The sequence below is a fragment of the Amycolatopsis sp. NPDC104775 genome, assembly GCF_055583325.1.
In genome coordinates this window covers 320,934-338,471 of record NZ_JBVJOE010000004.1, presented here as the reverse complement: position 1 = coordinate 338,471, position 17,538 = coordinate 320,934, and the positions used below count along the sequence as shown (strand labels likewise).

12 protein-coding genes are annotated in these 17,538 nt (G+C 71.3%); 6 read left to right on the top strand and 6 right to left on the bottom strand.

All coding sequences use genetic code 11. From position 1 onward, the window contains the following. The first annotated feature begins 33 nt into the window (after positions 1–33). From ACZ63D_RS20010 to ACZ63D_RS19995, 4 genes are all read left to right on the top strand, one after another. Positions 34–2,142: a RecQ family ATP-dependent DNA helicase gene (locus ACZ63D_RS20010; RefSeq protein ID WP_465355812.1), complete on the top strand. Its 2,109-nt coding sequence runs from the start codon at positions 34–36 to the stop codon at positions 2,140–2,142. Positions 2,143–3,190: 1,048 nt separating this feature from the next. Next, positions 3,191–4,480, top strand: coding sequence for an MFS transporter (locus ACZ63D_RS20005; protein ID WP_465355811.1), 1,290 nt, complete (start codon positions 3,191–3,193; stop codon positions 4,478–4,480). A 57-nt stretch (positions 4,481–4,537) separates the two neighbouring features. Beyond that, positions 4,538–6,268 (top strand): arginine--tRNA ligase, encoded by a 1,731-nt coding sequence (gene argS, locus ACZ63D_RS20000; RefSeq protein WP_465355810.1) that lies wholly within the window; start codon positions 4,538–4,540, stop codon positions 6,266–6,268. 118 nt (positions 6,269–6,386) lie between these two features. Beyond that, the gene (locus ACZ63D_RS19995) at positions 6,387–6,854 is read left to right on the top strand and encodes a hypothetical protein (RefSeq protein ID WP_465355809.1); all 468 of its coding nucleotides are present in this window, start codon (positions 6,387–6,389) and stop codon (positions 6,852–6,854) included. A gap of 2 nt (positions 6,855–6,856) precedes the next feature. Here ACZ63D_RS19995 and ACZ63D_RS19990 read toward each other — a convergent pair whose 3' ends face one another. Beyond that, on the bottom strand, positions 6,857–8,107 hold the full coding sequence (locus ACZ63D_RS19990; RefSeq protein ID WP_465355808.1) for an FAD-dependent oxidoreductase: 1,251 nt from the start codon (positions 8,105–8,107) through the stop codon (positions 6,857–6,859). 89 nt (positions 8,108–8,196) lie between these two features. On the opposite strand from ACZ63D_RS19990, the gene ACZ63D_RS19985 reads away from it, so the two are divergent. Further along, positions 8,197–8,820 carry a TetR/AcrR family transcriptional regulator gene (locus ACZ63D_RS19985; protein WP_465355807.1) on the top strand — a complete coding sequence of 208 codons (624 nt, stop codon included), beginning with the start codon at positions 8,197–8,199 and terminating at the stop codon, positions 8,818–8,820. Here ACZ63D_RS19985 and proB read toward each other — a convergent pair. The 5 genes from proB to ACZ63D_RS19960 form a co-directional block, all read right to left on the bottom strand. Further along, positions 8,817–9,923 (bottom strand): glutamate 5-kinase, encoded by a 1,107-nt coding sequence (gene proB / locus ACZ63D_RS19980; RefSeq protein WP_465355806.1) that lies wholly within the window; start codon positions 9,921–9,923, stop codon positions 8,817–8,819. The two genes, ACZ63D_RS19985 and proB, sit on opposite strands and share 4 nt — an antisense overlap. Beyond that, positions 9,920–11,452, bottom strand: coding sequence for a GTPase ObgE (obgE, locus tag ACZ63D_RS19975; protein WP_465355805.1), 1,533 nt, complete (start codon positions 11,450–11,452; stop codon positions 9,920–9,922). The genes proB and obgE overlap by 4 nt, the downstream gene beginning before the upstream one ends. Positions 11,453–11,622: 170 nt before the next feature. After that, on the bottom strand, positions 11,623–11,880 hold the full coding sequence (gene rpmA / locus ACZ63D_RS19970) for a 50S ribosomal protein L27 (protein WP_009081082.1): 258 nt from the start codon (positions 11,878–11,880) through the stop codon (positions 11,623–11,625). Between the two features lie 48 nt (positions 11,881–11,928). Then, on the bottom strand, positions 11,929–12,243 hold the full coding sequence (gene rplU / locus ACZ63D_RS19965) for a 50S ribosomal protein L21 (protein WP_009081084.1): 315 nt from the start codon (positions 12,241–12,243) through the stop codon (positions 11,929–11,931). Positions 12,244–12,405: 162 nt separating this feature from the next. After that, a complete protein-coding gene (locus tag ACZ63D_RS19960) occupies positions 12,406–15,597 on the bottom strand; it encodes a translation initiation factor IF-2 N-terminal domain-containing protein (RefSeq protein WP_465355804.1) in 3,192 nt (1,063 codons plus the stop codon). 510 nt (positions 15,598–16,107) lie between these two features. Here ACZ63D_RS19960 and ACZ63D_RS19955 point away from each other — a divergent pair. Continuing rightward, positions 16,108–17,538, top strand: a complete 1,431-nt coding sequence (locus tag ACZ63D_RS19955) for a S8 family peptidase (RefSeq protein ID WP_465355803.1) — start codon at positions 16,108–16,110, stop codon at positions 17,536–17,538.

Sequence of the window (17,538 nt, the reverse complement as noted above, 5' to 3'; positions counted from 1 at the left end):
GGATTGTCGGGGGCATGGGGTAGACCGGGAGGCGTGGACACCACCGAAGCTTTGCGGACCCGCGCCGAGGCCCTGCTCCGCGCGCTCGCCGGAGACAACGCAGCCCTCCGAGAGGACCAGTGGACCGCCATCGAGGCACTGGTCGCGCACCACCGGCGCGCGCTCGTCGTGCAGCGCACCGGCTGGGGAAAGTCGGCTGTCTACTTCCTGGCCACGGCGCTGCTGCGGGAACAGGGAGCGGGCCCGACGGTCATCGTGTCGCCGCTGCTCGCCCTGATGCGCAACCAGATCTCCGCCGCCGCGCGTGCGGGGATCCACGCGGCGACGATCAACTCGGCGAACGCGCAGGAGTGGGACCAGGTCCAGGCGTCGGTGGCCGCGGGCGAGGTGGACGTGCTGCTGGTCAGCCCGGAACGGCTGAACAATCCGGATTTCCGTGACAGCGTGCTGCCGAAGCTCACCGCCGGAGCCGGCCTGCTGGTGGTGGACGAGGCGCACTGCATTTCCGACTGGGGCCACGACTTCCGGCCGGACTACCGGCGGCTGCGCACGCTGCTGGGCGACCTGCCGGAAGGCGTTCCGGTGCTGGCCACCACCGCGACCGCGAACGACCGGGTGGCCACAGACGTCGCCGAGCAGCTCGGCATCGGCGGCGAGACGGACACGCTCGTGCTGCGCGGTCCACTCGACCGGGAAAGCCTGCGGCTGGCCGTGGCCGAGCTGCCGAGCGACGAAGCGCGGCTGGCCTGGCTCGCCGAGCACCTTGCCGAGCTGCCGGGGTCAGGCATCATCTACACGCTCACCGTCGCCGCCGCGCACGACGTCACCGCGCTGTTGTCCGACCGCGGGTATCCGGTGGCCGCCTACACCGGGAAGACCGATCCGGCCGACCGCCAGGCCGCGGAGGACGACCTGCTGGCGAACCGGGTCAAGGCGCTCGTGGCGACATCGGCGCTCGGCATGGGATTCGACAAGCCGGACCTCGGGTTCGTGGTGCACCTGGGCGCGCCGTCGTCGCCGATCGCCTACTACCAGCAGGTCGGCCGTGCCGGTCGAGGCGTCGAGCGGGCCGAGGTGGTGCTTCTTCCCGGGCGGGAGGACAAGGCGATCTGGGCTTACTTCGGGTCGCTGGCGTTCCCGGACGAGCTGCGCGTCACGCAGGTACTCAACGCGCTCGCGTACTCCGACCGTCCACTTTCGACAGCCGCGCTGGAGCCGTCGGTCGAGCTTTCCCGCTCGCGGCTGGAGATGGTGCTGAAAGTGCTCGATGTGGACGGTGCGGTGCGCCGGGTGCGCGGCGGCTGGGAAAGCACCGGGCAGCCGTGGGAGTACGACCGGGAACGGTACGAACGCGTCAGCGTCGCACGGGCGGCCGAACAGGAGGCGATGCTCGGGTACATCCGTACCGCCGGATGCCGGATGGAGTACCTGCGGCGGCAGCTCGACGACCCGGAAGCAGCGCCGTGCGGCCGGTGCGACAACTGCACCGGGGAGCACTGGAGCACGTCGGTGTCCGAGGAAATCGCTGGTGCGACGCGGGAACGGCTGGACCGGCCCGGGGTCGAGGTGGCACCGCGCAAACAGTGGCCGAGCGGGATGAAAGGGCTCGACGTGCCGCTGTCGGGCCGGATCAAGACGGAGGAGCAGGCCGAGCCAGGACAGGTGCTGGGCCGGCTCACTGACGTGGGCTGGGGCGGCCGGCTGCGCGAACTGCTCGGCCCGGGCGCGGCGGACACCGAGGTCCCCGACTCGGTTTTCGACGCGTGCGTGAAGGTGCTCGCCGGATGGCAATGGGCGCAACGCCCGGTGGCGGTAGTGGCGATCCCTTCGGCAACCCGGCCGCAACTGGTGGACAGCCTCGCGCTGCGGCTGTCGGCGATCGGCCGCCTGGACTACCTGGGAGAGCTGGCGTCGGCCGGGCCGCCGCCGCGGCAGGCGAACAGCGCACAACGGCTGGCCGATCTGTGGCGGAGGCTGAGCCTGCCGGAGGACGTGGCGGCGAGCGTCGCGCAGACTCGGGGGCCGGTGCTGCTGGTGGACGATCTGATCGACACCGGCTGGACGATGACGCTGGCGGCTCGGCTGCTGCGCAAGGCCGGGGCGGAGGGGGTGTTGCCGTTCGCGTTGGCCACCACTGCTTGAGGGGCGCTGGGCCTGGGGTGCTGGGCGGGCTGGGCTGAGCAGGGCAGGTCTGGCCGGGCAGGGCTGGCTGGGCTGGGCTGGGCTGGGCTGGGCTGGGCTGGGGCAGCTTGGGCGGCTAGGTGGGCCGCTGCTTGGGCGGCCGAGGCTTCGACTGGCGGTGGCCGAGCAGAGGGCTGGCTGGGCTGGAGCGGCTTGGGTGGCCGGGAGCTGCAGTTGGCGGGGCGGCTGCGGCCGCCGATCAGTGAGCGCACAGGGCCGGATCGGCGCAGACGGAGCGCCTTGGCGAGAGCCGGGGCCGGGTGGATCCAAGCTGATCTGGCCTGATCGCCGCATCAGTGATGCCCTGCGGAACCGGCGCGGCGAGGCAACCGGCGCATGCCGCGCGACGACGGGGTGCCGCACGAACGAAGCGGGGCGGGGCGGGGCGGGGCGGGGCGGGGCGGGGACGAGCATCGGCCAAGCAGCCCGGCGCGGCCAGCCTCAGCCGGAGCGGGTCGCGTGCGCGTCCGCGCCGCTACGCGGTCTTCGCCCGGTCTCCATCCGGCGACGATCCGCACCGCCACACAACCTGCACGCAACGACCGCTCGCCCCCACCGCAGCCCGGCCATGCTGACGCCCAGCCACCGCACAACCACCACCCGCCCGCAGCCACCGGACACCACCCGCCCACGCTGCCGCACACCGCCCACCCAGACTGTGCGCACGCTCCGCGTGCGAGAACACCCACACCGCACAGCACCCACCTACGCTGCCGCCCAGCGCCCGCTCGTGCCCACGCGGTCTCCGCGCGGCGACCACCCGCGTCGCCGCACAACCCCGGCGACAGCCACCCCGACGCGACTTGCAGACCGCCATCCCCACCACCTCTCGCATCCCCACCGGGAAACCACCCCGGAACCCGCGCGATCCCCCTGCAGCGAAAGGCAATCCCGCGTCACAGACCGCAGTGGGACAAGCACCAACTGCCATCCTTGGGAGGGATCTACCGATCTCGGGGCGTTTCTGGCAAAGTCCCGTTCCACCCGTGCGGACGTGTGGAGGTTGCCGATGGCCGGTCCTACGACCGAAGGCGTCGCCCGGCATCGGTTGCCGGTGCGGAGGTTGTTCGCGGCCAGTGCGGGCAACGCGCTCGAGTGGTTCGACTGGACGATCTATGCGACCTTCAGCATCTACTTCGCCGGCGCGTTCTTCCCTCCTGGCAACGAAACGCTCGCCCTCATCAACACGTTCGCCACGTACGCGCTGGCGTTCTTCTTCCGGCCGCTCGGCGGCGTGCTGCTGGGACGGTTCGCCGACGTGCACGGGCGCAAGCCCGCCATGCTGCTCACCATTTCGCTGATGGCGGGCGGGTCGGTCGCGATCGGGGTGCTGCCCACGTTCGCGCAGGTCGGGTGGCTGGCTCCGATTCTCCTGCTGCTCGCGCGGATCGCGCAGGGGCTTTCGCTCGGCGGCGAGGTGTCCAACGCGTCGGCGTACCTCGGCGAGGTCGCGCCCAAGGAACGGCGGGGGCGGTACTCCTCGTTCTTCTACATCTCCACCGGGTCCGCGGTGCTGCTCGCGACGGTGCTCGGGTTCGTGCTCGCCCGCACGATGGACAAGGCGCACCTCACCTCGTTCGGCTGGCGGATTCCGTTCCTGCTCGGCGGGGTGCTCGGACTGGTCGGGCTGTGGCTGCGGCGCAGTCTCGCGGAAACCGAGCTGTACCACGAGAAAAAGGAAACCGCGCGACAGGTGCGGCGGCCACTGCTCACCACGCTCACCCGGCATCCGCGGGCGGTCGGGCAGCTCATCGGGCTCTCGATGCTCAATACGCTGTGCTACTACACCTTTTTCAGCGCCCTCCCGTCGTTCGCGGTCAAGGGGCGCGGCGCGAACGATGTCGACACCTTCCTCGCGCTTTCCGTGGCGACTGCCCTTTTCGTTCTCCTCCAGTACCCGATGGGCGCGCTCACCGACCGCTACGGGCGGCGGCCTCAGCTGCTCGTCTGGTCCGCGGCGACCGCGCTGGTGATCGTGCCGCTGTCCTACCTCGTGCGGCCCGGGCTCGGGAATCTGCTCGTCGTGTTCTGTGTCGGGCTCGCGCTCTACACCGCGATGACCTCGCTCGCCCCGGCGATCATGAGCGAGCTCTTCCCCACCGAGCTCCGCGGGCTCGGCATCGGCGCTTGGTACAACCTGACCGTCGCGGTGTTCGGCGGGACCGCGCCGCTCGTGCTCAGCGCGCTGTCCGCGGCGGGCGCGGCCACCGCTTTCTTCTGGTACGTCGCAGGCGGGGCGGCGATCGCGTTCGTCGTGATCCTCCGGATGCCCGAAACGAACGGCAGCGAACTGCGGTGAACCCGCTCGCGCGAGGTCGGTAGGCTTCACCGATCGACTACGCGAAGGAGGGACACCGTGCGCAAGCCCGAGGTTAGTGAGGAACTGGCCCGACGCGTGGTGGCCGCGCTCCGCCGCGCGTTCGACGTCGACCTCGACCCGTCCGCGGCGCTCGTCGCGGTGTCCACTCGCGACGGTGTCGACTACCAGTGCAACCTGGCGATGAGCCTCGGCAAACGGCTCGGGAAACCGCCGCGCGAGGTCGCGGCCGGGATCGTCGAGAACCTGGAGCTAGACGGCGTCGCCGAGAAACCCGAGATCGCCGGGCCCGGCTTCCTGAACTTCGTGCTGCGCCGCGAATGGCTGGAGCAGCGCGTCGCCGAGCAAGCCCAAGACGACCGGCTCGGCGTTCCCGAAGCCGAGCAGCCGCGCCGGGTCGCGCTCGACTACAGCAGTCCCAACGTCGCCAAGGAAATGCACGTCGGGCACGTGCGTTCCACCGTGATCGGCGACGCGATCAGCAGGCTGCTGCGCTTCGTCGGGCACGAAGTGCTGCCGCACAACCATCTCGGCGACTGGGGCACGCCGTTCGGCATGCTCATCGAGCACCATCTCGACGAACCGTCCGGGGACCGCAGCGACCTCAACGCGTTCTACCAGGCCGCGCGCCGGAAGTTCGACGCCGACGAGGCTTTCGCGACCCGTTCCCGCGAGCGCGTCGTGAAACTCCAGGGCGGCGACCCGGAGACGCTCGCCTTCTGGCAGGAACTCGTCGACGAGTCGACCCGGCATTTCAACGCGGCCTACCGCAAGCTCGGCATCACCCTCACCGACGACGACATCTACGGCGAAAGCTTCTACAACCCGTACCTGGGCGATGTCGTCGACGAACTCGAAGCCGACGGGCTCACCGAGATCAGCGACGGCGCGGTCTGCGTGTTCCCCGAAGGCTTCACCAACCGCGAAGGCGACCGGCTCCCGCTGATCGTCCGCAAGCGAGACGGCGGCTACGGCTACGCGGCCACGGATCTCGCGACCATCCGGTACTGGACCGCCGAACGCGGCGCGACCGATCTGCTGTACGTCGTCGGCACCCCGCAGGCGCAGCACTTCGCGATGATCTTCGCGGTGGCCCGCGCGGCCGGCTGGCTCGACGGTGTGCACGCCGAGCACATCGGCTTCGGCTCAATCCTCGGTGCGGACGGCAAGGTCATGCGCACGCGCGCCGGCGAGACGATCAAGCTCGCCAGCCTGCTCGACGAAGCGGTGGCGCAGGCCGCGGAAGTCGTTGCCGAGCGCAGTGAACTCAGCAAGGAAGAACAGCAGGAAGTCGCGCGCGCAGTCGGAATCGGCGCGGTGAAGTACGCCGACCTTTCCAGCGACCGCGAGCGCGACTACGTGTTCGACTGGGACCGCATGCTCGCCAAGGACGGCAACACGTCCGTCTACCTGCAGTATGCGCACGCGCGGATCGAGTCGATCCTCGCCAAGGCCGGAGACAAGGTTGGGGACACTGACAAGGACGCTCCGGTCCTGCTGAAAGAACCAGCGGAACGCGCGCTCGCGCTGACGCTGCTGCGGTTCAGCGAAGCGATCAGCGCGGCGACGTCCGCGTACGCGCCGCACAAGCTGTGTACGTACCTGTACGACACCGCAGTCACGTTCTCGCGCTTCTACGAACAGTGCCCGGTGCTGACCGCGGAAACGCCGGAGCTGCGCGCTTCGCGGGTACAGCTGGCGACGCTCACGTCGCGCACGCTCGTGCAGGGCTTGGCGTTGCTCGGCATCGAGGCCCCGAACCGTCTCTGAGCCACCGTCCGAGGTGGACGAGCGTCGTCAGCGTGGCGGCGGCGCGCAGGCGTAAATCAGCGCGGGACCGGTCCCCAACGGCTTCATTAGTTTCGGGCGCGAGAGAGGGGAGAATCTCGTGTCCCGCGATGATGCTGACTACGCCCGTGCGCTCGCGCTGGTCGACGACGCGCTTTCCCGGCTGCGCGGCCCGATCCGCCGCGAGCGGCTGCGGCTGCGCTGGGAGCGGTGGCGCAGGCGTCCGTACTACCGTTTCGAACCGGACGGCAAGAAACCGCAGCTGGTACACCTGGCCGGGCTCCGCGTCACTCCTTTGTGGACGACCGGGGTCACCGACGTCGACGCGCGTTATCCGGTGACCGCGCGCCGCCGGTTTACTGTCGGGTGGCGCTGGCTCGTGCGGCACGACTACGACGAGTTCCGCGTGCCGATCTCGCTCGTCGCCGACGCGAGCGGCCAGGCCGTGCTGATCGCGCCGGGCGGCCGGGCGTTCGCCGCGGACGAGACCGGCTGGCAAACGCTGGCCGCTCTTCTGTACACGGAGTACGCCATGCCGCCGGGCGGGCGCTGGTACAGCGCGGGCTGACCTCAGCCGCGCAGCTTCCGCCGCAGCGAAAGTCCTGCCCCGAGCGCGGCCATCGACGCGCGCATCGCCCCGCGGCTGAATCGGCTCGCCGTCACGAACTGCTCGGCGCTGCGCAGGGAACCACGCACCTGCCGGTACGCGTACTTCCGCATCTGCCGCTCGTAGTCGGCGACCGCGGCAGTTACGTCGCCGCCGCGGGAAAGGTTGCGGCACAACACTTGTGCGTCGCGCAGGGCGATGTTCGCGCCGATGCCGCGGAACGGCGTCATGCTGTGCACGGCGTCGCCGAGCAGGGTGACCGGGCCGGTCTCCCACGAGCGGGCGGGCACCGACGTGCGGATCGGCAGCATGGCCACCGTGGCGTCTGGCGAGTCCCGCACCAGCTGGCTGAACGCCGGATGCCAGTCGCGCATACGGTCCAGCATCAGCGAACGGAGTGCGGGAGCGTCCAGCTCGGCGAGGTCGGCCGGGAAGCGCTCGGCTTTCGCGCCGTAGGACCACATCACGTAGCTGCTGGTGTTGTCGAACAGCACCGGGTCGACGGCCGCGGTCTCGTCGTTCGCCGACGCCGCCGGAAACTCGTGCGGTGCGGTGAACATCCCGCAGCCCGGCGGAGGCAGCACGAGCGTCGGGGCTGTCGCCAGCCGCCGCGGAAGCTGGGCGCGGGCTTCTTCGGTCAACGGGAATTTGCCGATGACAGTGCGGATTCCGGTGTCCACTCGCTTCGCGTGCGGCAATAGCTGCCCACGAACCCGGGAGCTCGCCCCGTCCGCGCCGACGACCAGATCCGCCTCGGCGGTGGCGCCGTCGGCGAAGTGCAGGACGACGCCCTTGCCGTCAGTCTCGTAACGCACGAATTCCTTGTCGTACCACAGAATCCCGTCCAGTCCGGACGACAGCACCTGGTGCAGCGAGATCCGGCTGACCGAATGATGCGCGGCGGCCGGGTCAGCATTGGGAGGAGCGTCGAAGGTCGCCAGCTCGCGCATCTGCTCGGTGACGAAACCGAACGTGTCCCCGGCGACTCCCGTGGTGGCCAGAAACTGGTCCCACGCCTCCGGCGGAAGGCACTCGTGCAGCGCGGCGGACCCCATCGGCGCGATGTGCACGCGGTAGCCCTGCAGACGTTCGGTGCGCGTGCGGCTTCGCTCGTACACCGCCACCTCGACTCCGGCTCGCGCCAAGCCGTGCGCCAGGCACAACCCCCCGGTGCCGCCGCCCACTACCGCCACCTTGATCTTCTTCACGGTCATTCCCCTCTCGGTCGCTCACGTCCATAATTATCCAGACGGATGATTGTGTCAACCAAGAGGATGACTAATGCGTCGGTTAGGCTGCCCGGGTGCCCGAACCGACTCCGCGCCGCGCCCCGCGCTCCGGTGAGCGTCAGCGCGATGCCGAACGCACGAAGGCCCGCATCTTCGAGGCGGCGAAGGCCGAGTTCGGCAGCAAGGGGTACGCGGCCGCGCGGGTCAGCGACATCGCGCAACGCGCGGGCGTGAACAAACAGCTGATCTCGTACTACTTCGGCGGCAAGGAAGGCCTGTACGTCAAGGTCGCGAGCGAACCGTTCTCCGGGTTCGCCGCGATGACCACGCCGGAGCGGCCGCTCGCCGACGTGCTCGCGGACTTCGCCAAGGGCGGGCTCGCCGATCAGGACCAGGCGCGGTTGTTCCTGCGGGAGAACATGGCCGACGGCACCCCGAACGAGGCGGGGGCGGAGTCGCAGCGCGAGTTCCTACGGGGGCAGCTCGAGTACATGCGGGCGCGGCAGGAAGCGGGCGATTTCCCGGCCGATGTGGACCCGAAGATATTGCTGCTGATGCTGATGGCAGCGGCCAGCGCGCCGATGTCGCTGCCCCGGGTCGCGGAAGCGCTCACCGGGGAGGACCCGTCGTCAGAGTCCTTTGTGGAGTATTACGCGGAACAGCTCGCCCGCGTCGCGAGGCATCTGGCGGGTTCTTAGCGGCGCAACGGAACGAGGTCGTCTGCGTGCACGACCTCGCGCCGGTGTTCCACCGGCACCTCGTGACTCGACCGGCCGATCAACGCGGGCAGCTCCCCCGCGTCGAACCCGACCACGCCGCGGGCCACCGGAACGTCCGCCGAATCCACCAGATCGACCACGTCGCCGGCCTCGAACTCCCCCTCCAGCCCGGTGATCCCGGCCGCCAGCAGCGACCGGCGGCGCAGGATCGCGCGCACCGCTCCGTCGTCGAGGCGGAGGCGGCCGGACGTGTCGGCGGCGTACCCGAGCCAGAACCGGCGGGCGGACAGCCGGGTGTCGGCGGGCGCGAACGCGGTGCCGACGTCGGCCGCGCGCAACGCTTGCCCGGCGTCGGCGGCAGCGGCCAGCAGCACCGGGATTCCGGCCCCGGCCGCGGTGCGCGCCGCGGAAAGCTTCGAGACCATGCCGCCGGTGCCCAGCCCCGAGGACGACATCCCGACCGCGATGCCCTCCACATCGGACTCGCCGCGCACCTCGGTGATCTTGCGGGTCGCGCCGTCGCGCGGGTCGCCGTCGTACAGACCGTCCACATCGGACAGCAGGACCAGCGCGTCGGCGCCGACGAGGTGGGCCACGAGCGCGGCCAGCCGGTCGTTGTCGCCGAAGCGGATCTCTTGCGTGGCAACGGTGTCGTTCTCGTTCACGACCGGCACCGCGCCGAGCGCGAGCAGCCGCGAGAACGTGCGCTGGGCGTTGCGGTAATGCGAGCGGCGGACGACATCGTCCGAAGTGAGCAGCACCTGGCCGACGGTCAGCGAGTAGCGGCCGAACGATTCCGCGTACGCGTGCGCCAGAGCGAGCTGCCCGACACTCGCCGCGGCCTGCTGCGTGGCCAGGTCACGCGGACGCTTGCCCAGCTTCAACGGCGCGAGCCCGGCGCCGATCGCACCCGAGGACACGAGCACGATCTGCGCGTCGCGGGAAACGCGGTCCGCGATGGCGTCGACCAGGGCGTCGAGCCGCGAGACGTCGAGCCCGCTGCCCGCGGTGGTCAGCGCCGAGGAACCGACCTTGACGACCAGGCGCCGGGCTTCCGCGATCTCCTGCCGCGTACCGCTCACCGGTCGTGCTCCGCCTGTTCCTCGTCCTCCCACACGTCGTCCAGTTCGGCGTCGACGGACGGGCTCTCCTCGTCGAGCCGCTCTTCGCCTGGCTCGTCCTCTTCGCCGGTGCCGTCGCGGCGGATCCGGCGGGCTTCCTTGCGCTCGGCCGCGCCGACGCGGTCGTTGCGCTCCAGCCGGACGTCCGTGCCGCGGCCCGAAAGATGCACCGCGACGCCCGGGGTGGAGGGCTGCCATTCGAACTGGATGTCGCCGATGGTGACCGGACTTCCCGGCCGCGCGCCGTTCTTCGCCAGCGCTTCCTCGACGCCGAGCCGGTTGAGCCGGTCCGCGAGGTAGCCGACGGCCTCGTCGTTGGCGAAGTTCGTCTGCCGGATCCAGCGCTCCGGGCGCGAACCGCGGACGATGAACCCGCCTTCTTCCTCCGGATCGCGCTCGACGGTGAACCCGCTGTCGTCGATCGCGAGCGGGTGCAGCACGATCTTCTCCGGCTCCAGCACCGGCTGCGCCTCGCGGTAGGCCTCGACGACCTCCGCCAGCGCGAAGCTCAGCTCCTTCAATCCCTTCCGCGACGCGGTGGACACCTCGAACACGCGCAGCCCGCGCGCCTCCAGCTCAGGGCGCACGAACTCGGCCAGCTCGGCCGCTTCCGGGATGTCGATCTTGTTCAGCACCACCACGCGCGGGCGTTCCTCGAGCTTGCCGCCCAGCCCCGGCGTGTAGCGGGCGAGTTCCTCCTCGAGAGCGTCCACATCGGACAGCGGATCGCGGCCCGGCTCCAGCGTCGCGCAGTCGACCACGTGCACCAGCACGGCGCAGCGTTCGATGTGGCGCAGGAAATCGAGGCCGAGGCCGCGGCCCTCGGAGGCACCCGGGATCAGGCCCGGCACGTCGGCCATCGTGAACACCGACGAACCGGCGGTGATCACGCCGAGGTTCGGCACCAGCGTGGTGAACGGGTAGTCGGCGATCTTCGGCTTCGCCGCGGACAGCACGGAGATCAGCGACGACTTGCCCGCGGACGGGAAGCCGAGCAGGCCGACGTCGGCGACCGAACGCAGCTCCAGCACGAGGTTGCGGCTTTCGCCGGGCTCGCCGAGCAACGCGAATCCGGGAGCCTTGCGGGCCCTCGACGCGAGCGCGGCGTTGCCGAGCCCGCCGCGGCCGCCCTGCGCGGCGATGAACCGGGTGCCGGGGGTGGTGAGGTCCGCGACGAGTTCGCCGTCCTCGGTGAACACCACGGTGCCCGGCGGGACCTTCATCTCCAGGCCTTCGCCCTGGGCGCCGTTGCGGTTGCTGCCCATGCCCATTTTGCCGTTGCCGGCGCGGGCGTGCGGGCGGAAGTGGAAGTCGAGGAGGGTGTGCACGTTGGCGTCGACGACGAGGGTGACGTCACCGCCGTTGCCGCCGTTGCCGCCGTCCGGGCCGCCGAGCGGCTTGAACTTTTCGCGGTGCACCGAGGCACAGCCGTTTCCCCCGTCGCCGGCGGTCAGATGGATGACCGCGCGGTCCACGAACCGGGACGCCATGGAATTGCCTCACTTCACCTGAAAGCCATAAGAAACAAAAACGGTGCGGACCACGCTGGGTCTGCCAGCGGCCGCACCGTGGGGGTCCGGGGGCTCGGGCCCCCGGGTGATATGTAACGAGCGACGTGGTCCGCGTATTCCGCGGACACACGTCGCCCGTAAAACGCTCGTTACGCTTCTACCGGCACGATGTTGACCGTCTTGCGGCCGCGCTTCGAGCCGAACTCGACCGCACCGGCGGCGAGCGCGAACAGCGTGTCGTCGCCGCCGCGGCCGACGTTCACGCCGGGGTGGAACTTGGTGCCACGCTGGCGGATCAGGATCTCGCCCGCGTTCACCTCCTGGCCGCCGAAGCGCTTCACGCCCAGTCGCTGGGCGTTGGAATCACGACCGTTGCGGGAGCTGGACGCACCCTTCTTGTGAGCCATCGCTCAAGCCCCTTCTTGGAAAGTTTCTGTACCGAAAGATCCGGAGAACTACTTGGAGATGCCGGTAACCTCGACGCGGGTCAGCTTCTGCCGGTGACCCTGGCGCTTGTGGTAGCCGGTCTTGTTCTTGAACTTGTGGATCCGGATCTTCGGACCCTTGGTCTGCTCGACGACCTTGCCGGTGACCGAGACCTTCGCCAACGCGTCGGCGTCCGTGGTGACCTCGCCACCGTCCACGAACAGCACGGCGGGGAAGGTGTGCTCGGTGCCCGGCTCGCCCTCGAGCTTCTCGACCTCGACGACGTCGCCAACGGCAACCTTGTACTGCTTGCCGCCGGTCTTGACGATCGCGTACGCCGACACGGATGTCTCCTGCATTACTCGACAATGGGTTAGGGGGCTGACGCGGCCGGCCCGCCGGAAGGCGGTCCAGGTGCTCGCGCAAGCGGCTCATGCTTGCGATGAGCCGTACTACAGGTTACGGGAGGCCCCGGGCGCTGCTGCACCCGGGGTACCCGTGGTGGATCAGCTCTGGTCCGAAGCCTTCACCGGAGGCCCTGCCGGACGCGAAGCGGCGCGGCGCGGACGGCGCCGGGTGCTGCGCACGGCCGGGGCCGGAACGTCGACCTCGGGTTCTTCTCCCGCGTCCGCCTCGGCGGTCTCGGGCTGCCGGTTCTCCGCCTCCGGCGCGGCCTGGGCGGTCGCGGGCTCCGGCTGCTGGGCTTCGGGCTGCGAGACGGCGGCCGGAGCCTCCGTCTTGTCCTCGGCCTTCTCCGGCGCGGCGGCCTGCTCAGGCTGCTTGACCGTTTCCTGCTCCGCCGGCTTCCCGGAATCGGTGTCCGGCGAGCCTTCCGGAGCGTGGTGCTCGTGCTTCGCCTTGGACGCGTTGGCCATGGCCTGCACCGCCGACACCACCGACTCGCGCTGCACCGGGTTCGGGGCCGCGGCGGCCTGCTCCGGCTTGGGCTCGTGGTGCTGCTCCTCGCCCTTGCCGCGGCCGCGGGACCGCCGCGAGCTCTTGGTGTCGCCGCCGTGGTTGTGGCCGTTGTGCCCGTTGCCGCCGTTGTGCCCGTTGCCGCCGCCCGAGACGCGCTGCGGTTCGGTGGACACGACGACGCCGCGGCCCTTGCAGTGCTCGCACGGCGTGGAGAACGCCTCGAGCAGCCCGGTGCCGATCTTCTTGCGGGTCATCTGCACGAGGCCCAGCGACGTGACTTCGGCCACCTGGTGGCGCGTGCGGTCGCGGCCGAGGCATTCGGTCAGCCTGCGCAGCACGAGCTCGCGGTTGGACTCGAGCACCATGTCGATGAAGTCGATGACGATGATGCCGCCGATGTCGCGCAGCCGCAGCTGGCGGACGATCTCCTCTGCCGACTCCAGGTTGTTGCGGGTCACCGTCTCCTCGAGGTTGCCGCCCGAGCCGGTGAACTTGCCGGTGTTGACGTCGATCACGGTCATCGCCTCGGTGCGGTCGATGACCAGGTAGCCGCCCGAGGGCAGCCAGACCTTGCGGTCGAGCGCCTTCGTGATCTGCTCGTCGATCCGGTGGTCGGCGAACACGTCGCCGGTGCCGGTGTAGCGCTTGAGCCGGTCGGCCAGGTCGGGCGCGACGTGCCGGACGTAGTCGTTGATGGTGTCCCAGGGCCGGTTGCCCTGGATCTCCAGCGTGGCGAAGTCCTCGGTGAAGAGATCGCGCACGACCTTGACCAGCAGGTCCGGCTCTTCGTAGAGCATGGTCGGCGCGTTGCCCTTCTTGCCGGACGCGGCGGCGGCCTTCTCCTTGATGACGTCCCACTGCGCCTTGAGCCGGTCGACGTCGCGGCCCAATTCCTCCTCGCCGATGCCCTCCGACGCGGTGCGGATGATGACGCCCGCGTCCTCCGGGACGATCCGCTTGAGGATGTCCTTGAGCCGGCGGCGCTCGTTCTCCGGCAGCTTGCGGGAGATGCCGGTGGCCCCGCCCGCGGGGACGTAGACGAGGAAGCGGCCGGGCAGCGAGATCTGCGTGGTGAGCCGGGCGCCCTTGTGCCCGACCGGGTCCTTGGTGACCTGCACCAGGACGCTGTCGCCGGTGGAGAGCGCCTGCTCGATCTTGCGCGCCTTGCCCTCCAGCCCGGCCGAATCCCAGTCGACCTCGCCGGCGTAGAGCACCGCGTTGCGGCCGCGGCCGATGTCGATGAACGCCGCCTCCATGCTGGGCAGCACGTTCTGGACGCGGCCAAGGTAGACGTTGCCGACGATCGAGCCGGTGCCCGACGACGTCAGGAAGTGCTCGACCAGCACGCCGTCCTCGAGCACGGCGATCTGCGTCGAGTCGCCCTTCTCGGCGACGACCATGGTGCGCTCGACCGATTCGCGGCGGGCCAGGAACTCGGCCTCGGACAGGATCGGGGCGCGGCGACGGCCCGCCTCGCGGCCGTCGCGGCGGCGCTGGCGCTTGGCCTCCAGCCGCGTGGAGCCGCGAACGCTGCGCACCTCGTCGCGCGCCGGGCGCTCGGTCTCGGCGGCCTTGGCCTGGCGGACGTGGGTGACGGTGTTCGGCGGGTCGTCGGTGCCGGTCGTCTCGGCCCCGTCGTCGTCCCCGCCCTTGCGACGGCGGCGACGGCGACGGCGCTTGGTGCCGCTGTCGGACTCGGCGTCGTCGTCGGAGTCGGACTCGGCTTCGCCAGCCTCGTCCGGCTTCTCGGTCTTGTCCTTGGTGTCTTTGGCGTCCTTGACCTGCGCGGCCTGCGAGTCTTCGGAGGTTTCGTCGTCGTTCTCGGACTGGGCCTCGTCGCCGCCCTTGCCCCGGCCGCGGCCGCGACGTCCGCGACGGCGCCGGCGACGGCCGCCCGCGTCGTCGCTGTCGTCGTCGGACCGCTCGTCGCGGGCTTCGCCGGAGGTGTCTTCCTCGGCGGTTTCGTCGGTACGGGCGGGACGTTCCGCCTGCTCGGGAGCCTCGCCGACGCCGAAAACCGGCTCCGGCTTGGAACGCGCCGGCTGCGCGGGCTCGGGCGGCAGGAAGACCGGCGACGGCGCGGCGAAGACGGGCACGTGCACCGGGCCGCGGGCCGGGGTGGCCTGCTCGGTTTCCTGCTGTTCGGCCGGGATCGCGGGGGCGACGGCCCGGCGGGCGCGCCGGGTGCGGCCGCGGGCGGGCTTTTCGCTTTCCGGCTCGGCGGCTTCCGCGGAGAACGGGCGGGCCGGGGCGCTGGTTTCGCCGGTCTCGTCCGAGGCGGCGGCCTGCTCGGCAGCGGCTTCCGGAGCAGCGGTTTCCGCGGCGGCGGTCTCCGGCGCGGCTTCCGGGGTGCCGGGCTCGTGCGCGGCGGTTTCCTCAGCGGTCTGGGCGGGCTCGTCGTCCTGGGCTCCGGCGACCGGCTGGCCGCCGGTCTCCGGGGCGGGCGCGGCGGCGGGCGCGGCCGCTTCGGCGGTCTCGCCGGGTTCGGCGGCCTCAGCAGTCTCGCCTGATTCGACGGCTGCTTCGGCGGTTTCGCCGGAGGCCTCCGCGTCGAGGATCACCGCGACGCGGTGCGCGACCTCCTTGGTCACGCTCGACTGGGCGCTGCGAGGGCTCTCCCCCAGCTCGGCGAGCTTGCCGAGCAGGTCGCGGCTGCTCAGGCCGAGCAGCTTGGCCAGCGCGTGCACGCGGATGCGCGGCGGCAGTTCCCCCAGCCTGCTGGTCGTGGGTGCGACGGTATTCCCGCCGGCCTGATCGGCGGGTGTGTCCGCGTTCGACATGTGTCTCCTCCGCCCCCGGGCGCGTCAGCCGGTTCGCACCGGTGGTGACGCGGCCGCGCAGGGGCCCTTTCTGTTCCGTGCCCGCCGTGGTGGTGACCAGCGGCGGGAATCCTGCTGGCAGCCGTGCGGTCCGCCGGGTCGGCGGCCGCTCGGTTCCTGGTCTGCTCGGCGGGGTGCCGGCCTGCTCGCGACCCCCGGGCCACCCGCCACGACATCGACCTTGGCCCGGCCTCCCGGGGGCGACGCGCGTGGTGCCGGTCCGGCACTCCTCCGGGCCGCTCACGACGCGGGCGGGATGCCCGTCGGCGCAGCGGCCAACGCGAGTATCCCACACCCGGGGGGACACCCGGTGTAGTCGGTGTCCCGCGGCAGGCGCCCGGGCGTGCCGCGATCATGCACCCGGGCGAACTTCCGCGCTTCGCTTGTCGCGCCGGGCCCGGGGTGGTTAGCGTGCGGGCTCGGGCGCTCGCGCGGGCGCCCGGCAGAGCCCCGCGCGCGGTGGGAGGTCCGGTGTCTGTGCTGGCGCGGCCGCTGCGGGCGGCCGTGTGCTCCCTCCTGGTCCTCGCCGGATGCGCCGCGGTGTCCCCCGCCGCGTCCGCGAGTCCGGGATGCGCCTCGGGCGTGCGGGCGGTGCGCTACGTCGTCGCGTTCGACCCCGGTACCCCGGAATCTTCCGCCCGCCAGCAGACGGCCGCGGCCTGCGGGCAGCTCGCCGGCTACTACCCGCAGATTTCCGTGGCGGTCGTCACGTCGGCCGACCAGGCGTTCGCCGACCGGCTCGGCCCGGAGCGGACGTTCAGCGCGCAAGCCACCCGGACGGCCGCCGAACAGCCGGGAGCCGCCGCCCAGCCCGCGCGGGCCGCGCTCCCGCTCAGCGATCCGGCCCGGGTGCCCTCCGCGGACCTGTCCGCCCGGCAATGGGACATGAACCTGATCGGAGCCCCGGCCGCGCACCAGGTCACCGGCGGCAGCCGCTCGGTGGTCGTCGGCGTGCTGGACTCCGGCGTCGACCCGAAGCATCCCGACCTCGCCGCCGCGATCGACCCGGACGATTCGGCGGGCTGCCTCACCGGCGTCGCGGACCCGAGCCCGGCCGCGTGGCAGCCGACGACCTCGGCGCACGGCACGCACGTCGCGGGCATCATCGCCGCGGCCGACGACGGCAAGGGCGTCACCGGGGTCGCGCCGGGCGTGCGGATCGCTTCGGTGAAGGTCATCAACGACCGCGGCTACGCCGATCCCGAGGCCGCGGTCTGCGGGATCATGTGGTCGGCGGCCCGGCGGCTGCCGATCGCCAACAGCAGCTGGTTCGTGAACCCGTGGTCTCTGTCCTGCGTGCGCGGCAACGACCGCGGCGTGGTGCACGAGGTGCTGGCGCGGGCCGTCGAGTACGCGACTTCCCACGGCACGCTGAACGTCGCCGCCGCCACCAACGAGGCGGTCGGCCTCACGCCGTCGGCCCGCTCGGGTTCGCCGTCCGCCGCCGGGAAGTGCGAGGCGCTGCCCGCCGGTCTGCGGGAAGTGGTGACCGCGTCGGCGATCAGCGCGGACCGGGTGAAGGCGGGCTACAGCTCGTACGGGCTCGGTGTGGTCGACGTCACGGCCCCGGGCGGCGACGACGACCGGTGCGTGGTGTCGACCGTGCCGGGCGGCTACGCGCCGATGTGCGGGACGTCGATGGCCGCGCCGCACGTCGCCGGGGTGCTGGCGCTGCTCAAGTCGATGCACCCGGCGTGGTCGGCCGCCGAACTGCGCCGCGCGCTGGACTCCCGCGCGATGCCGATGCCGTGCCCGGACACCTACGACCTGACCGGCGACGGCGTCCAGGACGCCTACTGCTCCGGTTACGACGGATACAACGGCTTCTACGGCCACGGGCTCGTCGACGCCCGGTCCGCGGTCGCGCCCGCGCGGGCCGGACTGCCCAGCCCGGCCCGCTGA

Bases quoted from the DNA above. Each gene is read 5' to 3' on its own strand.
- ACZ63D_RS20005 (WP_465355811.1), top strand. From the start codon at position 3,191: ATGGCCGGTCCTACGACCGAAGGCGTCGCCCGGCATCGGTTGCCGGTG.
- ACZ63D_RS19990 (WP_465355808.1), bottom strand. From the start codon at position 8,107: ATGACCGTGAAGAAGATCAAGGTGGCGGTAGTGGGCGGCGGCACCGGG.
- obgE (WP_465355805.1), bottom strand. From the start codon at position 11,452: ATGGCGTCCCGGTTCGTGGACCGCGCGGTCATCCATCTGACCGCCGGC.
- rpmA (WP_009081082.1), bottom strand. From the start codon at position 11,880: ATGGCTCACAAGAAGGGTGCGTCCAGCTCCCGCAACGGTCGTGATTCC.
- ACZ63D_RS19960 (WP_465355804.1), bottom strand. From the start codon at position 15,597: ATGTCGAACGCGGACACACCCGCCGATCAGGCCGGCGGGAATACCGTC.